Source organism: Halomonas kalidii, from assembly GCF_030010475.1.
In the GTDB taxonomy this organism is placed as follows: domain Bacteria; phylum Pseudomonadota; class Gammaproteobacteria; order Pseudomonadales; family Halomonadaceae; genus Halomonas; species Halomonas heilongjiangensis.
The window spans coordinates 263,867-279,197 of record NZ_JASCQN010000054.1; the positions used below are offsets into that span (position 1 = coordinate 263,867).

At 65.7% G+C, this 15,331-nt stretch carries 12 protein-coding genes; 6 read left to right on the forward strand and 6 right to left on the reverse strand.

The window, feature by feature from the left end; genetic code table 11:
• Window positions 1-137 precede the first annotated feature (137 nt).
• Both rnpA and rpmH read right to left on the reverse strand, forming a co-directional pair.
• Window positions 138-512, reverse strand: a complete 375-nt coding sequence (rnpA, locus tag QLQ85_RS21740) for a ribonuclease P protein component (RefSeq protein WP_282722507.1) — start codon at window positions 510-512, stop codon at window positions 138-140.
• Between the two features lie 13 nt (window positions 513-525).
• Window positions 526-660 carry a 50S ribosomal protein L34 gene (rpmH, locus tag QLQ85_RS21745; protein WP_010626003.1) on the reverse strand — a complete coding sequence of 45 codons (135 nt, stop codon included), beginning with the start codon at window positions 658-660 and terminating at the stop codon, window positions 526-528.
• 518 nt (window positions 661-1,178) lie between these two features.
• Between rpmH and dnaA the strand changes: the two genes are divergently transcribed.
• The 4 genes from dnaA (at window position 1,179) to gyrB (ending at window position 7,450) form a co-directional block, all read left to right on the forward strand.
• A complete protein-coding gene (gene dnaA / locus QLQ85_RS21750) occupies window positions 1,179-2,651 on the forward strand; it encodes a chromosomal replication initiator protein DnaA (RefSeq protein WP_282722506.1) in 1,473 nt (490 codons plus the stop codon).
• 100 nt (window positions 2,652-2,751) lie between these two features.
• The gene (dnaN, locus tag QLQ85_RS21755) at window positions 2,752-3,855 is read left to right on the forward strand and encodes a DNA polymerase III subunit beta (RefSeq protein WP_282740898.1); all 1,104 of its coding nucleotides are present in this window, start codon (window positions 2,752-2,754) and stop codon (window positions 3,853-3,855) included.
• A gap of 47 nt (window positions 3,856-3,902) precedes the next feature.
• Window positions 3,903-5,033, forward strand: a complete 1,131-nt coding sequence (gene recF, locus QLQ85_RS21760; RefSeq protein WP_282740899.1) for a DNA replication/repair protein RecF — start codon at window positions 3,903-3,905, stop codon at window positions 5,031-5,033.
• Complete coding sequence (gyrB, locus tag QLQ85_RS21765; RefSeq protein ID WP_282740900.1) at window positions 5,030-7,450, forward strand: DNA topoisomerase (ATP-hydrolyzing) subunit B; 2,421 nt, start codon at window positions 5,030-5,032, stop codon at window positions 7,448-7,450. The genes recF and gyrB overlap by 4 nt, the downstream gene beginning before the upstream one ends.
• Before the next feature lie 141 nt (window positions 7,451-7,591).
• Here the strand turns inward: gyrB and gmhB are convergent, their stop codons facing one another.
• From gmhB to glyQ, 3 genes are all read right to left on the reverse strand, one after another.
• Window positions 7,592-8,149: a D-glycero-beta-D-manno-heptose 1,7-bisphosphate 7-phosphatase gene (gene gmhB, locus QLQ85_RS21770; RefSeq protein ID WP_282740901.1), complete on the reverse strand. Its 558-nt coding sequence runs from the start codon at window positions 8,147-8,149 to the stop codon at window positions 7,592-7,594.
• Window positions 8,150-8,401: 252 nt separating this feature from the next.
• The gene (glyS, locus tag QLQ85_RS21775; protein ID WP_282740902.1) at window positions 8,402-10,468 is read right to left on the reverse strand and encodes a glycine--tRNA ligase subunit beta; all 2,067 of its coding nucleotides are present in this window, start codon (window positions 10,466-10,468) and stop codon (window positions 8,402-8,404) included.
• 2 nt (window positions 10,469-10,470) lie between these two features.
• Window positions 10,471-11,448: a glycine--tRNA ligase subunit alpha gene (gene glyQ / locus QLQ85_RS21780; protein WP_282722500.1), complete on the reverse strand. Its 978-nt coding sequence runs from the start codon at window positions 11,446-11,448 to the stop codon at window positions 10,471-10,473.
• Window positions 11,449-11,550: 102 nt separating this feature from the next.
• Here glyQ and rfaD point away from each other — a divergent pair, with 102 nt between their 5' ends.
• On the forward strand, window positions 11,551-12,507 hold the full coding sequence (gene rfaD, locus QLQ85_RS21785) for an ADP-glyceromanno-heptose 6-epimerase (protein ID WP_282740903.1): 957 nt from the start codon (window positions 11,551-11,553) through the stop codon (window positions 12,505-12,507).
• Complete coding sequence (gene waaF, locus QLQ85_RS21790; RefSeq protein WP_282740904.1) at window positions 12,500-13,558, forward strand: lipopolysaccharide heptosyltransferase II; 1,059 nt, start codon at window positions 12,500-12,502, stop codon at window positions 13,556-13,558. The genes rfaD and waaF overlap by 8 nt, the downstream gene beginning before the upstream one ends.
• 7 nt (window positions 13,559-13,565) lie before the next feature.
• On the opposite strand, the gene QLQ85_RS21795 is transcribed toward waaF, so the two are convergent.
• Window positions 13,566-15,239: a sulfatase-like hydrolase/transferase gene (locus QLQ85_RS21795; protein ID WP_282740905.1), complete on the reverse strand. Its 1,674-nt coding sequence runs from the start codon at window positions 15,237-15,239 to the stop codon at window positions 13,566-13,568.
• Window positions 15,240-15,331: the final 92 nt, after the last annotated feature.

Consider the following 15,331-nt stretch of genomic DNA (forward strand, 5'->3'; position numbering starts at 1 on the left):
CGGATTCTCGGCACTCGGCATGGTGGTAGCGATGATCGCCCGGCAAGCGGTGGTGGCTCTCATGCAGACTCCGTGACTGGCCGGGCCGCGCCAGTGCCGATACTCGGCAACGCAGCTGGCAAGTTGCCCTGGGCCCATCAGTTCTCGGTCTTCGACTTCTGCACGTCTCGCGTCAGACGCTTCCACATGCCGTGAAGCTGGCGATGCAGGCTATCGTTGTCGAGCTCGTGAACGCCACGCCTGGCCAGAATCACGATGTCCACGGAGGGCAGGCGCTGTTGCTGCAACCGGATCGACTCGCGAGCGAGTCGCTTGAGGCGGTTGCGGTCGACGGCTCGCCGGACGTTCTTCTTGCTGAAGACCAGGCCGAGTCGGGGGTGTCCCAGGTCGTTGGGAGAGGCCAGTGCCATCAACCCCTTGCCATGGACCTTGTATGCAGCCGTATCGAAGACGCGCCGATAATCCCCGGCCGTCAGAAGACGCAGACGCCGGGGAAAATCCTGACGGGACACGTGCGGTCCGCGTTCAGGCGCTCAGGCGCTTGCGACCCTTGGCGCGACGACGCGCCAGAACGGCACGACCATTCTTGGTGGCCATGCGGGCACGGAAGCCGTGCACGCGCTTGCGCTTGAGAACGCTGGGCTGAAAGGTGCGTTTCATAACTCGTTATTCCCACGTGGTTTTCAGGAAGAATCGACAATGTCGAGGCGTCCGGATTCCGCATCGGAACCCGGGGGGATTCGGCTCAAGACCGGAAATTGTAGTGATTTCGGTGCCCGGGTGCAATTTTTCCGTATCGATGCCGGGGCGTGGCAGGGGAAGGGGAAACGCCGCCATGCCTCGAATCAGTCATTATAATTAAAGATCTTTAGATGATGTTGTTATTAATACTGGGGACAGCTTCTGTGGATATGTATAAATAATCTCGTTGTATCAATATGTTGAATGGGGTTATTGGTTGTGGGCAAGTCTCGTATGACCGGAGGATGACCTGTGCATCGGCGGTGTATCCCCCGGGCATCCATCCACAGGGCCGGGGCGTCCCCGCGGAATCTCGGGACTGTCCCCACCGATCATCCGGGTTGTCCACAGCATGCCGCAAGGGGGTGGCTCATGTGGATAACCTTGGCCCTGAACGATACAATGTCGGTCGTTTTTTCGATGAATGGTGAGGTCGCGTGTCGCTCGCTCTCTGGCAACAGTGTCTGGACTACCTGCAGGACGAACTGAATTCCCAACAGTTCAATACCTGGATTCGCCCCTTGCAGGCGGAGGAGGGGGAGTCCAACGAACTTTGTCTGCTGGCACCCAACCGGTTCGTCCGTGACTGGGTCAGCGACAAGTATGCCAAGCGCATCAGTGAGTTGATGCGGGAGCTGTCGCCCGCCAAGCCACCCAAGGTGGTGCTCTCGGTGGGCAGTCGTCGCACGACGACCGCTCCCCAGCCGCGGGAACTCGGCAATCCGGTGTCGGCCAGCCCCCGTCAGCCGGCGGCACCGGCGGTCCAGGTGCCGTCGCGTGGCCGCGGAGAGGTCGGGGACGAGCGCGAGATCGAAGCGCTACGCGATGAGGGCGCTGCCGGACGGCGTCCCGGCGAGCGCCAGGTCCAGGTAGAGGGCAGCCTCAAGCACAACAGCGGACTCAATCCGAACTTCACCTTCGAGACCTTCGTCGAGGGCAAGTCCAACCAGTTGGCGAGGGCGGCGTCGAGGCAGGTGTCCGAGAATCCCGGCGGGGCTTACAATCCGCTCTTCCTCTATGGAGGCGTGGGTCTCGGCAAGACCCACCTGATGCATGCCGTGGGCAATGCCCTGGCCGGGCGTCGCGAGAATGCACGAGTGGTCTACCTGCATTCCGAGCGCTTCGTGGCCGACATGGTCAAGGCGCTCCAGCTCAATGCCATCAACGACTTCAAGCGCTTCTATCGCAGCGTGGATGCCCTGCTGATCGACGATATCCAGTTCTTTGCCGGCAAGGAGCGCTCCCAGGAAGAGTTTTTCCACACCTTCAATGCGCTGCTCGAGGGTGGCCAGCAGATGATCCTCACGTCGGACCGTTATCCCAAGGAAATCAGTGGGGTAGAGGAGCGGCTGAAGTCACGTTTCGGCTGGGGGCTGACGGTGGCGATCGAGCCGCCGGAGCTCGAGACCCGGGTGGCGATCCTGATGAAGAAGGCCGATCAGGCCAAGGTCGAGCTGCCGCACGATGCCGCCTTCTTCATTGCCCAGAAGATCCGCTCGAATGTCCGCGAGCTGGAGGGTGCCCTGAAGAAGGTGATTGCCGACTCCCACTTCATGGGCAAGCCGATCACTCAGGACTTCATCCGCGAGTCGCTCAAGGACCTGCTGGCCCTGCAGGACAAGCAGGTGGGGGTCGATAACATCCAGCGCACCGTGGCCGAGTACTACAAGATCAAGCTCTCCGACCTGCTGTCGAAGCGTCGCTCGCGTTCGGTGGCCAGGCCCCGGCAGGTGGCCATGGCGCTGGCCAAGGAGTTGACCAACCACAGCCTGCCGGAGATCGGCGATGCCTTCGGCGGCCGCGATCACACCACGGTGTTGCACGCTTGTCGCAAGGTGCAGGCCCTTCAGGAAGAGAACGCGGACATCCGCGAGGACTACAAGAATCTGCTGCGTCTGCTGACCAGCTAGGTTTGCTGCCTTTCAACCGCTGTCATGCAACACTAGCGATGCCGACCGACCGGCCAGCCGTCGCCGGCCGCAACCCTTCAGGACAAGACGTGGAGCCGACATGAAATTTTCCATCTCCCGAGAAGCCCTGCTGCGCCCGCTGACGCTGGTCGCCGGCGTGGTGGAGCGACGCCAGACCCTGCCGGTACTGTCCAACGTGCTGATCCAGGTCGACCAGGACCAGGTGGCGTTGACCGGCACCGACCTGGAAGTCGAGCTGATCGGGCGAACTGCCGCGAGCCTGGTGGAGGAACCGGGTGCCGCCACCGTGCCGGCACGCAAGCTGATGGATATCTGCAAGTCGCTGCCGGACCAGTCAGAGCTCCAGCTCTCCCTGGAGGATGGTCGGGCCGTGCTGCGTAGTGGGCGCTCCCGCTTTACGCTCTCGACCCTGCCGGTGGCCGAATTCCCCAATATCGAGGACAGTCAGGGGAGCATCGAGCTCAGCCTGCCGCGGGGTACCCTCAAGCACCTGATCGATGCCACGTCCTTCGCCATGGCGCAGCAGGATGTACGCTATTACCTCAATGGCATGCTGCTCGAGCTACGTTCCAACCTGGTCCGCGCCGTGGCCACCGATGGCCACCGCCTGGCGGTCTGTTCGCGGCCTACCGAGATCCCGGTCGACCCTGCCCAGAAGCTGATCGTGCCGCGCAAGGGCATACTCGAGCTGGCCCGCCTGCTGGATGACAGCGACGAACCGGTCAGCCTGACCCTGGGGGCCAGTCACGTCCGGGCCCATACCGGTGATTTCACCTTCACCTCCAAACTGGTGGACGGCAAGTTCCCGGACTACGAACGCGTCGTGCCCCGTGGCGGCGACAAGGTGTTCATCGCCGACCGGGCCGAGCTGCGCCAGGTGCTGTCCCGCACCGCCATTCTCTCCAACGAGAAGTACCGTGGCGTGCGCCTGAACCTGGAGGAGGGCAACCTGCGAGTGATGGCCAACAACCCCGAGCAGGAGGAAGCCGAGGAGAACGTGGCCATCGAGTACAGCGGCGGAGCCATGGAGATCGGCTTCAATGTCGGCTACCTGGTCGACGTGTTGAACGCGCTGGACGAAGATCGGGTGCAGATGACCCTGGGCGATCCCAACAGCAGCGCACTGATGGAAGAACCAGGCGGTGGCGATGCCCTCTATGTCGTCATGCCGATGCGCCTCTGACGGAACTGGCCTCGCCTTGCGCGGCGTCGGCTGACCCTCTCTCCTATATGCCACTCGACCGTCTCACCTTCCAGGGCCTGCGCAACCTGCAGGCCCTGGACTGTCGCCCCGGGCCCCGGATCAATCTCCTGACCGGTGCCAACGGCAGCGGCAAGACCAGCCTGCTCGAGGGCATCCATATTCTCGGCATGGGCCGGTCCTTTCGTACTCGCCAGCTACGCCATGTGATCGCCCATGACGCCGAGGCGTTGATGCTGCATGGCCGCCTCGCCGGCGAGCCACCGGTGCCCTTCGGGGTGCGGCGACATCGTGATGCCCCGGAGCTGGAGATGCGCCTGGCCGGTGAGCGAATCGCGCGCATCTCACGCCTGGTCGAGACCCTCCCGCTGCAGTTGATCAACCCCGATGCCTTCCGCCTGCTCGAGGGCCCACCGGCCGGGCGGCGCGAGTTTCTCGATTGGGGCGTGTTTCACGTGAAACACGAGTTTCTCGATGTCTGGCAGCGGGCGCGACGCGCGCTGAAACATCGGAATGCGCTGCTCAGGCATGGTAGAATGAACGATGGTTCCCTGCCGGCCTGGGAGCAGGAACTGGTGCACTGGAGCGAGCGGCTCGACGGCTTGCGTCGCGCCTGGATGGAGGCCTTCCTGCCGGTCTTCGAGGAGACCCTGACGGGCTTGCTGCCACTGCCGGAGCTGCGACTTCGCTATGCGCGAGGTTGGGATCGTCGGCGAGAATTGGCCGAGATTCTGCGCCAGGGAAGAGAGACCGATCGGCAGATGGGGTTCACCCAGCAGGGCCCGCAACGTGCCGACCTCGGTATTCGATTAGGGCGGCGCCCGGCCGTGGAGGTGCTCTCCCGGGGCCAGCAGAAGCTGGTCGTCAGCGCCTTGAAGCTGGCACAGGGCCGGTTGCTCGAGGCGAGCACGGGGCGCACCTGTGTCTACCTGATCGATGACCTGCCAGCCGAGCTCGACAGCGAGCACCGTCGCGTGTTCTGCGACTGGCTGGAGAGAATGCACTGCCAGGTATTCATTACCAGCGTCGATCACGACGCCCTGGTGGATCTGTGGCAACCCGAGACCCCGGTCGCGATGTTTCACGTGAAACGTTCGAGTTCGGGCGCAGGGCAGCTGTTGCCACTGGACAGACAGACTTCACGACGGAGTAGTCAATGAGCGAACAGGCTTACGACTCAACGAGCATCAAGGTTCTCAAGGGGCTGGATGCCGTACGCAAGCGCCCCGGGATGTACATCGGCGACACCGATGACGGGACCGGCCTGCATCATATGGTGTTCGAGCTGGTGGACAACTCCATCGATGAAGCCCTGGCTGGCCATTGCAGCGAGATCCGGGTCGTTATCCATCCCGATGAATCGATCACCGTCAGCGATAATGGTCGTGGGGTTCCCACCGATATCCATGAAGGCGAGGGAGTGTCGGCGGCCGAGGTGATCATGACCGTGCTCCATGCCGGGGGCAAGTTCGACGACAACTCCTACAAGGTCTCGGGTGGCCTGCATGGTGTCGGGGTCTCGGTGGTCAATGCACTCTCCGAGGAGCTCAAGCTGACCATCTGGCGTGCCGGCCAGGTCCATGAGCAGATCTATCATCATGGGGTGCCCCAGGCCCCCCTGGCGGTGGTCGGCAAGACCGAGAAGAGTGGCACACGGGTGCATTTCCGGCCCTCGCCGAAGACCTTCGCCAATATCGAGTTTCACTATGACATCCTCGCCAAGCGGTTGAGGGAACTCTCTTTTCTCAACTCGGGCGTGGCCATTCGTCTGATCGACGAGCGCAGTGGCAAGGAGGAGCTCTTCCACTATGAGGGGGGGCTCAAGGCGTTCGTCGACCACCTGAACACCAACAAGACGGTGCTCAACCCGGTGTTCCATTTCGAGGCGGAGCGCGAGGATGGCGTGGTCGTCGAGGTGGCGATGCAGTGGAATGACTCCTTCTCGGAGAACATCTTCTGCTACACCAACAACATCCCCCAGCGGGATGGCGGTGCCCACCTGGCGGGCTTCCGTGCCGCCCTGACCCGAAGCCTCAACCACTATATCGAGGCGGAGGGACTGCTCAAGAAGTCCAAGGTCAACACCTCCGGTGACGATGCGCGCGAGGGCTTGACGGCGATCATCTCGGTGAAGGTGCCGGATCCCAAGTTCTCCTCCCAGACCAAGGACAAGCTGGTCTCCTCGGAGGTCAAGACCGCGGTGGAGCAGGAGATGGGGCGCCTGTTCTCGGAGTACCTGATCGAGAAGCCCAACGAGGCCAAGGCGATCGTCAACAAGATGCTCGATGCCGCGCGGGCTCGCGAAGCGGCGCGCAAGGCGCGCGACATGACGCGTCGCAAGGGGGCGCTGGATATCGCCGGCCTGCCGGGCAAGCTGGCCGATTGCCAGGAGAAGGATCCGAGCCTCTCCGAGCTGTTCCTGGTCGAGGGTGACTCGGCCGGCGGCAGCGCCAAACAGGGGCGCGATCGCCGTACCCAGGCAATCCTGCCGCTCAAGGGCAAGATCCTCAACGTCGAGAAGGCGCGCTTCGACAAGATGCTGTCGTCGGCGGAGGTGGGCACCCTGATCACCGCGCTCGGCTGCGGTATCGGTCGCGAGGAGTTCAATCCCGACAAGCTGCGCTATCACTCGATCATCATCATGACCGATGCCGACGTGGACGGCTCCCACATTCGCACGCTGCTGCTGACCTTCTTTTTCCGTCAGATGTCGCAGCTGATCGAACGGGGGCATGTCTTCATCGCCCAGCCACCGCTCTACAAGATCAAGCGTGGCAAGCAGGAGAGCTATCTCAAGGACGAGCAGGCCCTGGTCGACTACCTGACCTCCACGGCCCTGGACGGTGGCCGCCTTTACGTCAATGCCGACGCACCGGGCATCAGCGGCGCTGGCCTCGAGAGCCTGGTCAACCAGTACCGCGATGTGATGAAGCGCATCGAGCGCCTTTCCCGGGTCTATCCCAACGAGGTACTGCGCAAGATCGTCCATGCGGCGCACCTGGAGGGTGAGACAAGTCTCAAGGACCGCGTCACCATGCAGAACTGGATCGAGTTCCTGCAAGCCGAGATGGATGCCCTGGTGGCCTACGAGGGGGGGCCGCGCTACACCTTCCGGCTCGAGCAGGACAGCGAGCGCGGGCTCTATCTGCCGGCGGTCACGCTGACGGCTCACGGTGTGACCACCGACTATGTGTGGGGTATCGACTTCTTCACCAGTGCCGATTACCGCATCATCGCCGGCCTCGGCGAGACCCTGGACGGGCTGCTGGAAGAGGGAGCCTATGTGGCCCGCGGAGAGCGGCAGAAGCCGGTGACCACCTTCTACGAGGCGCTGGCATGGCTGATGGGTGAGGCCCAGCGGGGACTCTCCATTCAGCGCTACAAGGGGTTGGGCGAGATGAACCCTGACCAGTTGTGGGATACCACCATGAACCCTGAGACGCGGCGCATGCTCCGGGTTTCCATCGAGGATGCGGTGGCCGCCGACATGATGTTCAACACCCTGATGGGCGATGAGGTGGAGCCACGCCGTGACTTCATCGAGCGCAACGCCCTGGTAGCCAATCTGGACGTCTGAAGGCGATGGCATGTTTCACGTGAAACATGCCGAGTCCAGTGAGAGAAGACCGAAGCCGGCCATCATGGCCGGCTTCGTGGTTTCTACACGGATGATCAGCCAGGAGAAAGGGCGCGACGGGGCGGGGGGAAAGAAACGGGATCAGCGGGTCTGCTGCAACAACCAGTCAACGAAGGCGGCGAGGTCGTCGAAGACGAGGGCGTGGTGCAGGCCCTCGCCCCTGGCCAGCGTGCGTTCCCCCTTGCCCGTTCTGACCAGCACCGGGCGGCAACCCAGCGGCTCACCGGCCTGCAGGTCCCGCAGGCTGTCGCCGACCATCCAGCTACCCTTGAGACTCTCGAGGGCCAGGGCATCGCGAATCTGCTCGAGGAGTCCGGGCAACGGCTTGCGGCAATCGCAGTCATCGTCGGGGCCATGCGGACAGTAGGCGATATGGGCGATCTCGCCACCGGCCGCCGTGACCCGCCGGCCGAGTTCCCGGTGCATGGCGGCCAGGGTGGTTTCGTCGTAGAGGCCGCGGGCGATGCCCGACTGGTTGGTGGCGACCGCGACCGTCCAGCCGGCCTGGCTCAAGCGGGCGATGGCGGCAATCGCGCTGGGGTAGGGGATCCACTCGTCGAGGGACTTCACGTAGTCATCGGAGTCATGGTTGATGACACCGTCGCGGTCGAGGATCACGAGCTTGAGGGGGCTGGGCATGAGAGAGGGGCACTGAGGATTCGATGGCGGTGACGTGTGAAGTGTTTCATGTGGAACCCGGGTTGCCAAGTAGCGAAGTGCAGGCGGCGTGTTTCACGTGAAACATCCGCTGCCGAAAAAAGGCTGATGAAGACCGATGGGAGGGGGGAGAGGCGGGCGGGCATGTTCCACGTGAAACAGGCCAGCGGGGTCGTGTGACAAGAAAAAAGGGCCGGCGAGTGGCCGGCCCTTTCGGCAAGACATCGGACAGCGCTACTGCTGAAGCTGGGCGATATCGGCCACTTCGAGGAACAGCGCCTGCAGGCCCGCGAGCAGTGCCAGCCGGTTGCGGCGCACCGCCTCGTCCTCGGCCATGACCATGACCTGGTCGAAGAAGGCATCGACCGGCTCACGCAGGCTCGACAGGGCGTCCAGCGCCTCGCGGTAGCGTCCCTCGGCGAACAGCGGCATCACGGCATCATGGTGCGCGATGAGGGACGCATGGAGGGCCTGCTCGGCGGGCTCCGCCAGCAGCGTGGCGTCCACCCGCGTCGAACCGTCGTGCTCCTGCTTGGCGAGGATATTGGAGACTCGCTTGTTGGCGGCGGCCAGGGCAGCGGCTTCCTCGCGGTGCGCGAAGGCGTGCACCGCGCGCAGGCGTCGGGCGAAGTCGAGCGGGCGGGTCACCGGACGGGCCCGCACGGCGAGATAGACCTCGGCCTCGATACCCTCGTCCTGGCCCCAGGCACGGAAGCGGTCGAGCATGTAGCCGAGGACCTCGTCGACCAGGCGCTCGGCGTAGGGCAGCTCCTGGTGCTGGGCGGCCGCCAGTTCGAGCAGCTCGCGCAGGTCGAGGGGCAGTTCACCCTTGATCAGTATGTTGAGCACACCGATGGCGGCACGGCGCAGGGCGAAGGGGTCCTTGGTGCCGGTGGGGCGCTGGCCGATGCCGAAGATGCCGGTCAGGGTGTCGAGGCGGTCGGCCAGGGCCAGGGCCAGGCCGGTGCGGGTGCGGGGGATCTCGTCGCCGGCGAAGCGCGGCAGGTACTGCTCCTCCAGGGCATCGGCCACCTCCCCGGGTTCGCCGTCGTGGGTGGCGTAGTAGCGGCCCATGATGCCCTGCAGCTCGGGAAACTCCAGCACCATCTCGGTGACCAGATCGCACTTGGCCAGCTCGGCGGCACGGCGGGCCTGGGCCACGTCGCCGTCGATGCGGCCGGCGATGAAGGCGGCCACGGCGGCGGTGCGGTGGGCCTTGTCGGCCAGGGTGCCGAGCTGTTTCTGGAAGACCACGCCGGAGAGTTCGTCGAGGTGGCTGGCCAGGGGGCGCTTGCGGTCGGTGTCGTAGAAGAAGGCGGCGTCGGCCAGGCGCGGACGGATCACCTTCTCGTTGCCCTCGATCACCTGCTGGGGATCCCGGCTGTCGATATTGGAGATGGTGATGAACAGCGGCTTCAGGCGCCCCTGCTCGTCGAGCAGGTGGAAGTACTTCTGGTTGGCCTTCATCGAGGAGATCAGGCACTCCGCCGGCACCTCGAGGAAGCGTTCGTCGAAGCTGCCGGTCAGGGCCACCGGCCACTCGACCAGGCCACTGACCTCGGTGAGCAACTCCTCGTCGATCACCGCCAGGGCCTCCTGGACCTCGGCCTCGGCCAGCACCTGCTCGCGGATCCGCTCGCGGCGCTTGTCACGGTCGGCCAGCACCCAGGCGGTCTCCAGGGCGGCGAGGTAGTCGTCGGCATGGTCCAGCTCGATGGCCTCGGGGGCGTGGAAGCGGTGCCCGCGAGTGGTGCGGCCGGCCCGCAGGCCCAGGGCCTCGGCCTCGATCACTTCGCTGCCGTAGAGCATCACCAGCCAATGCACGGGGCGGGAGAACTCGATACGCGAGGCCCCCCAGCGCATGTTCTTGGGCACCGGCAGGGCGGCGATGGCCCTCTCGACGATGGCGGGCAGCAGGCGGACCGTGGCTTCGCCCGGCTGCCGCTCGCGGTAGCCGAGCCAGGTGCCCTTGTCGGTCTCCAGGTGGATCAGGTCGTCGACGCCGACGCCACAGGAGCGGGCGAAGCCCTCGGCGGCCCTGGTCGGCTGGCCGTCCTTGAACGCCGCGGCCAGCGCCGGGCCGCGGCGCTCGACCTCGCGGTCGGGCTGCTTGTCGGCGAGCTCGCGGATCTGCACCGCCAGGCGGCGCGGGCTGGCGTAGGCGAGCACTTCGCCGAAGGCAACCTCGGCCTCGGTGAGGCCTCGGCGGATGCCCTCGGCCAGGGCGTCGGAGAGGGTGTCGATGGCGCTAGGCGGCAGTTCTTCGACGCCTAGTTCAACCAGTAGGGTGTTGGCAGCCATGCTCATGCGTCTCCCTGTTCGGCCAGCAGTTCATTGCGCAGGGCCTCGGGGGCCAGCGGGAAGCCGGCGGCCTTGCGCGAGTCGTAGTAGGCGTGGGCCACGTCGCGGGCCATGGTGCGCACCCGCAGGATGTAGCGCTGGCGTTCGGTGACCGAGATGGCGTGACGGGCGTCGAGCAGGTTGAAGGTGTGCGAGGCCTTGAGCACCTGCTCGTAGGCGGGCAGGGGCAGGGCGGCCTCGAGCAGCTTGGCGCACTCGCGCTCCTGGTGGTCGAAGGCGGCGAACAGCGCCGGCACGTCGGCATGCTCGAAGTTGTAGGCGGACTGTTCGCGCTCGTTCTGCAGGTAGACGTCGCCATAGCTGACGCGGCTGCCATCCGGTGCAATGGTCCATACCAGGTCGTAGACGCTGTCGACGTCCTGCAGGTACATGGCGATGCGCTCGAGGCCGTAGGTCAGCTCACCGGTGACCGGATAGCACTCCAGGCCGCCGGCCTGCTGGAAGTAGGTGAACTGGGTCACCTCCATGCCGTTGAGCCAGACCTCCCAGCCCAGCCCCCAGGCGCCAAGGGTGGGCGACTCCCAGTTGTCCTCGACGAAGCGGATGTCGTGCACCAGCGGGTCGAGTCCCAGGCGTCTCAGCGAGCCCAGGTAGAGCTCCTGCAGTTCGGCGGGGGACGGCTTCATCACCACCTGGAACTGGTAGTAGTGCTGCAGGCGGTTGGGGTTCTCGCCGTAGCGACCGTCGGTGGGCCGGCGGGAGGGCTGCACGTAGGCGGCATTCCAGTTCTCGGGGCCGATGGAGCGCAGGAAGGTGGCGGGATGGAAGGTGCCGGCACCGACTTCCATGTCCAGGGGTTGCAGGATCACGCAGCCCTGTTCGGCCCAGTACTGTTGCAGGGTGAGGATCAAGCCTTGAAAGGTCGAGCCATCTGGGGTCGACCCTGGGGTTGAGGTCGACGTGAGTGTCGAGAGAGTCATCGCGGGAAGCACCGTTGGCCATGAATTCACAGGGCGTCAAGTATACAATCACAGGCAGATCGGTTATAGGCGCAGTCCGCTGCGCCCCAATGAGGACATCCCATGATCGTAGTGACAGGCGGAGCCGGCTTCATCGGCTCGAATCTGGTCAAGGCACTCAACGCCCGCGGCCGCGACGACGTGCTGGTGGTCGATGACCTGCGCGATGGCACCAAGTTCGTCAACCTGGCCGACTGCACCCTCGGCGACTACCTCGACAAGGACGACTTCCGCGCCCGGGTCGAGGCGGTGTTGCGCGGCGAACCCTCCAGGCTGCCGCCGATCGAGGCGATCTTCCACGAGGGGGCCTGCTCCGACACCACCGAGTGGGACGGCCGCTTCATGCTCGACAACAACTTCGAGTACTCGAAGGTGCTGCTGCACTTCTGCCAGCGGCAGGGCATTCCCTTCCTCTACGCCTCCTCGGCGGCCACCTACGGCGGCAGCGAGGTGTTCGTGGAGGCGCCGGAGCACGAGAAGCCGCTCAACGTCTACGGCTACTCCAAGCTGCTGTTCGACCAGTACGTGCGGGCGCGCTGGGATGACTTCCGGAGCCAGGTGGTGGGCTTCCGCTACTTCAACGTCTATGGCCCCCGCGAACAGCACAAGGGCAAGATGGCCAGCGTCGCCTACCACCACCACACTCAGGTGAGCGCCGGCGAGAATCTCAAGCTGTTCGGCGCCTGGGACGGCTATGAAGCGGGCATGCAGAGCCGCGACTTCGTCTATGTGGGCGACGTGGTCGACGTCAACCTGTGGTTCCTCGACCACCCGGAGCGGTCCGGCATCTTCAACCTGGGGACCGGCCGCGCCGAGCCGTTCAAGGCGATCGGCGAGGCGGTGATCGGCTTCCACGGCAAGGGCGAGATCGAGTACATCGACTTCCCCGAGGAACTCAAGGGACGCTACCAGAGCTACACCCGGGCCGACATCTCGCGGCTGCGCGAGGCCGGCTATGACCGCGAGTTCCGCACCGTCGCCGAGGGGGTACGCGAGTACCTGGAGTGGCTGCATGGCTGAGGCCGGCACCGCGGCCCCGCCGAAGGGCGAGCGGCTCCTGGTGGTGGGGCCTTCCTGGGTGGGCGACATGGTCATGGCCCAGAGCCTGCTGATGACCCTCAAGGCGCGTCATCCCGGGTGCCGGATCGGCGTGGTGGCCCCGGCCTGGTCGCGGCCGATCCTCGAGCGCATGGCGGAGGTCGACGAGGTGGCGTGCCTCGAGACGGGCCACGGCGAGTTCGGCTGGCGGGCCCGCCGGACCCTGGCCAGTCGGCTGCGTGGCCGCTTCGACCGCGCCATCGTGCTGCCGCGCTCCTGGAAGTCGGCGCTGGTGCCCTTCCTGGCGGGCATTCCGCAACGTACTGGCTTCACCGGCGAGCAGCGCTATGGCCTGCTCAATGACCGCCGCCGGCTCGACAAGGCGGTGCTGGACCAGACGGTGAAGCGTTTCGTCGCGCTGGGCCTGCCCGCCGCCGAGGCCGAATCGGGCACCTTCGCCATCCCCCGGCCGCGTCTCGCCGTCGATGCCGACAACCTCGGCGCGTTGCGCTCGACCCTCGGGCTCTCGTCGCGCCCCGCCATCGGCATGATGCCGGGGGCGGAGTATGGCCCGGCCAAGCAGTGGCCGCTCGCCCATTTCCGCGAACTGGCCGGGCGACTCACGGCCGAAGGCTTCGAGGTCAGGGTACTGGGGGGGCCGAAGGACGAGGCCGCCGGCGAGACGATCAGCGCGGGACAGGCCCATGTGCTCAACCTCTGTGGCCGTACGCGGCTGGCCGATGCCGTCGACCTGCTGGCGGACTGCCGCCAGGTGGTCACCAACGATTCGGGCCTGATGCACGTGGCGGCGGCGGTGGGTACCCGGGTCCAGGCGATCTACGGCTCCTCTTCGCCACGCTATACACCGCCGCTGACCGACAATGCCGAGATCCACTATCTCGGGCTCTCCTGTTCGCCCTGCTTCGCGCGCACCTGTCCGCTCGGGCATACCCACTGCCTGGTGCAGTTGCCCCCGGCGCGCTTGCTGGGGGCGGTGCTGGGCACGACCGAGACGGTCATCGCCCGGGGGTAGCAGCGGGTCACTGCACCATGGCGGGTTCCTCGCCGGTGGCATCCTCCGGGTTCTCCACGACCTGCTCCTGCTCCGGTGGCTCTTCCTCGGGCGGCCGCTCGGGTACCAGTCCGTCCCACATGTGCTTCTGCAGTGCCGTCTCCTCGCGCAGCCGGTCGTTGACGAACTCCCTGTCGTACTGTTCCAGCAGGGTCGGAGAGGAGGAGAGCAGCGAGGCGCCCAGGCCGGCCCGATTATCCTCGATCTCGAATCCCATGGCCTCGAGAACGGTGGGAAGGACGTCGAGCAGGGAGGACTCGCGCCGCACCCGGCCCAAGGGGACCTCGGGGCCGAGCAGCATGAAGGTGTTGTCCCGTTCGTCACGGATCAGCTCGTCCCATGCCGAGACACGCATGGTCAGGTGGTCGCTGGCGATCACCACCAGGGTGTTCTCCAGCAGGCCCTCGGCCTCGAGCCGCTCGACCAGGTTCCGGGCCAGCCAGGCCGAGCATTCGACCGAGTAGAGGATGTCGGTACCATCGAATTCACCCTGGCGATCGATGCAGCTCTGGGCCGGATAACCGTAGGGCGCATGGCTGGCGAGGCTCAGGGTGACGACTCCCCAGGGAGCGCCGGTCTCGTCCAGGCGGCGAATCTCCTCCAGGGCGAAGTCGTAGAGGGAGTCGTCGTAGAGCCCCCAGTTGTTGAGATACTCGGGATCCTCGAGCCGCGGGCGCAGCTCCTCACGGCCCAGCACGGTATCGAAGCCGTGGTCCTGGTAGAAGACACCCTTGCCGGCGAAGGCCGTGCTGGCACCGCCCAGGTAGGCGAGTCGGTAGCCCTGGTCGGCGAGCAGGTCGCCGAGGCAGTCGATGCCGGGCACCACCTGGCCCAGGGGCTCGAACTGGCTGTCGTGGAGCAGGCCGGCGGGCATCAGCGGCGTGCCGCACTGGCTGGCGATCATGCCGGCCATGGTCCAGCCGGTGTTGTCGAGCTGGCGCACGGCCTCGAAGACCCGCCCCTGCTCGCCGAGGGCTTCCAGATCGGCATAGGCGTCGCCGAAGCGCTCAGGGTCGCCGTAGGTGCGCTCGATGCTCTCCAGGTAGAGAAACAGCAGGTTGGGCGGGTCCTCGGGGGCCTGTCGGATGACCGGCGCGACATAGCGGCGTTCCAGCCAGGCGCCGTCGTCGGTGACGATGGCGGCGCCGCGCTGGGTGATGCCGAAGAGCAAGGGGTTGCTGGCCAGCAGGCCCAGGGCCAGCAGACGCTCCCAGAGTCGCCAGCGGTGATCCCTCCTGATCAACCAGGTGAAGGAGACGAGCAGCGCGACCATCGACAGGTTGTAGAGCACCGCGGCCAGCTTGCGGTCGACGCCGCCGTGATCGGTCATGCCCGCCTGCAGGTGGAAGAACACCGCCGCCAGGTCGACGTTGCCGAAGCTGGCGGCCAGGTAGACATAGAGCCCCCAGAGGGCGATGGGCAGCAGCGACCAGGGCCAGACGCGGACCGGCGGACGCGGATGGCGCGGTGCCCCCCAGCGCAGCAACCAGCCCAGCCCGAGCCAGGCGCCGGCGATCGGCACCAGGCCCCAGGCGGGCAGCAGGGTCACGGTCGCGGCGGCATGGCCGATCCACAGCCCGATGACGAGCAGGGCCCACCAGCGTGGCCGGCGCAGGGGAGAGAGAGTGGGGGGGATGGGCATGACGATATCCCGGTTGGATTCGCGGTTAGCTTATCAAGGTGGCGACGCCGAATGGACCCCCGTGCAGCCGGGTGAGGGGCAGGGTCCTCGTC

Bases quoted from the DNA above. Each gene is read 5' to 3' on its own strand.
- rpmH (WP_010626003.1), bottom strand. From the start codon at position 660: ATGAAACGCACCTTTCAGCCCAGCGTTCTCAAGCGCAAGCGCGTGCAC.
- dnaN (WP_282740898.1), top strand. From the start codon at position 2,752: ATGAAATTTTCCATCTCCCGAGAAGCCCTGCTGCGCCCGCTGACGCTG.
- recF (WP_282740899.1), top strand. From the start codon at position 3,903: ATGCCACTCGACCGTCTCACCTTCCAGGGCCTGCGCAACCTGCAGGCC.
- gyrB (WP_282740900.1), top strand. From the start codon at position 5,030: ATGAGCGAACAGGCTTACGACTCAACGAGCATCAAGGTTCTCAAGGGG.
- gmhB (WP_282740901.1), bottom strand. From the start codon at position 8,149: ATGCCCAGCCCCCTCAAGCTCGTGATCCTCGACCGCGACGGTGTCATC.
- glyS (WP_282740902.1), bottom strand. From the start codon at position 10,468: ATGGCTGCCAACACCCTACTGGTTGAACTAGGCGTCGAAGAACTGCCG.
- glyQ (WP_282722500.1), bottom strand. From the start codon at position 11,448: ATGACTCTCTCGACACTCACGTCGACCTCAACCCCAGGGTCGACCCCA.
- rfaD (WP_282740903.1), top strand. From the start codon at position 11,551: ATGATCGTAGTGACAGGCGGAGCCGGCTTCATCGGCTCGAATCTGGTC.
- waaF (WP_282740904.1), top strand. From the start codon at position 12,500: ATGGCTGAGGCCGGCACCGCGGCCCCGCCGAAGGGCGAGCGGCTCCTG.
- QLQ85_RS21795 (WP_282740905.1), bottom strand. From the start codon at position 15,239: ATGCCCATCCCCCCCACTCTCTCTCCCCTGCGCCGGCCACGCTGGTGG.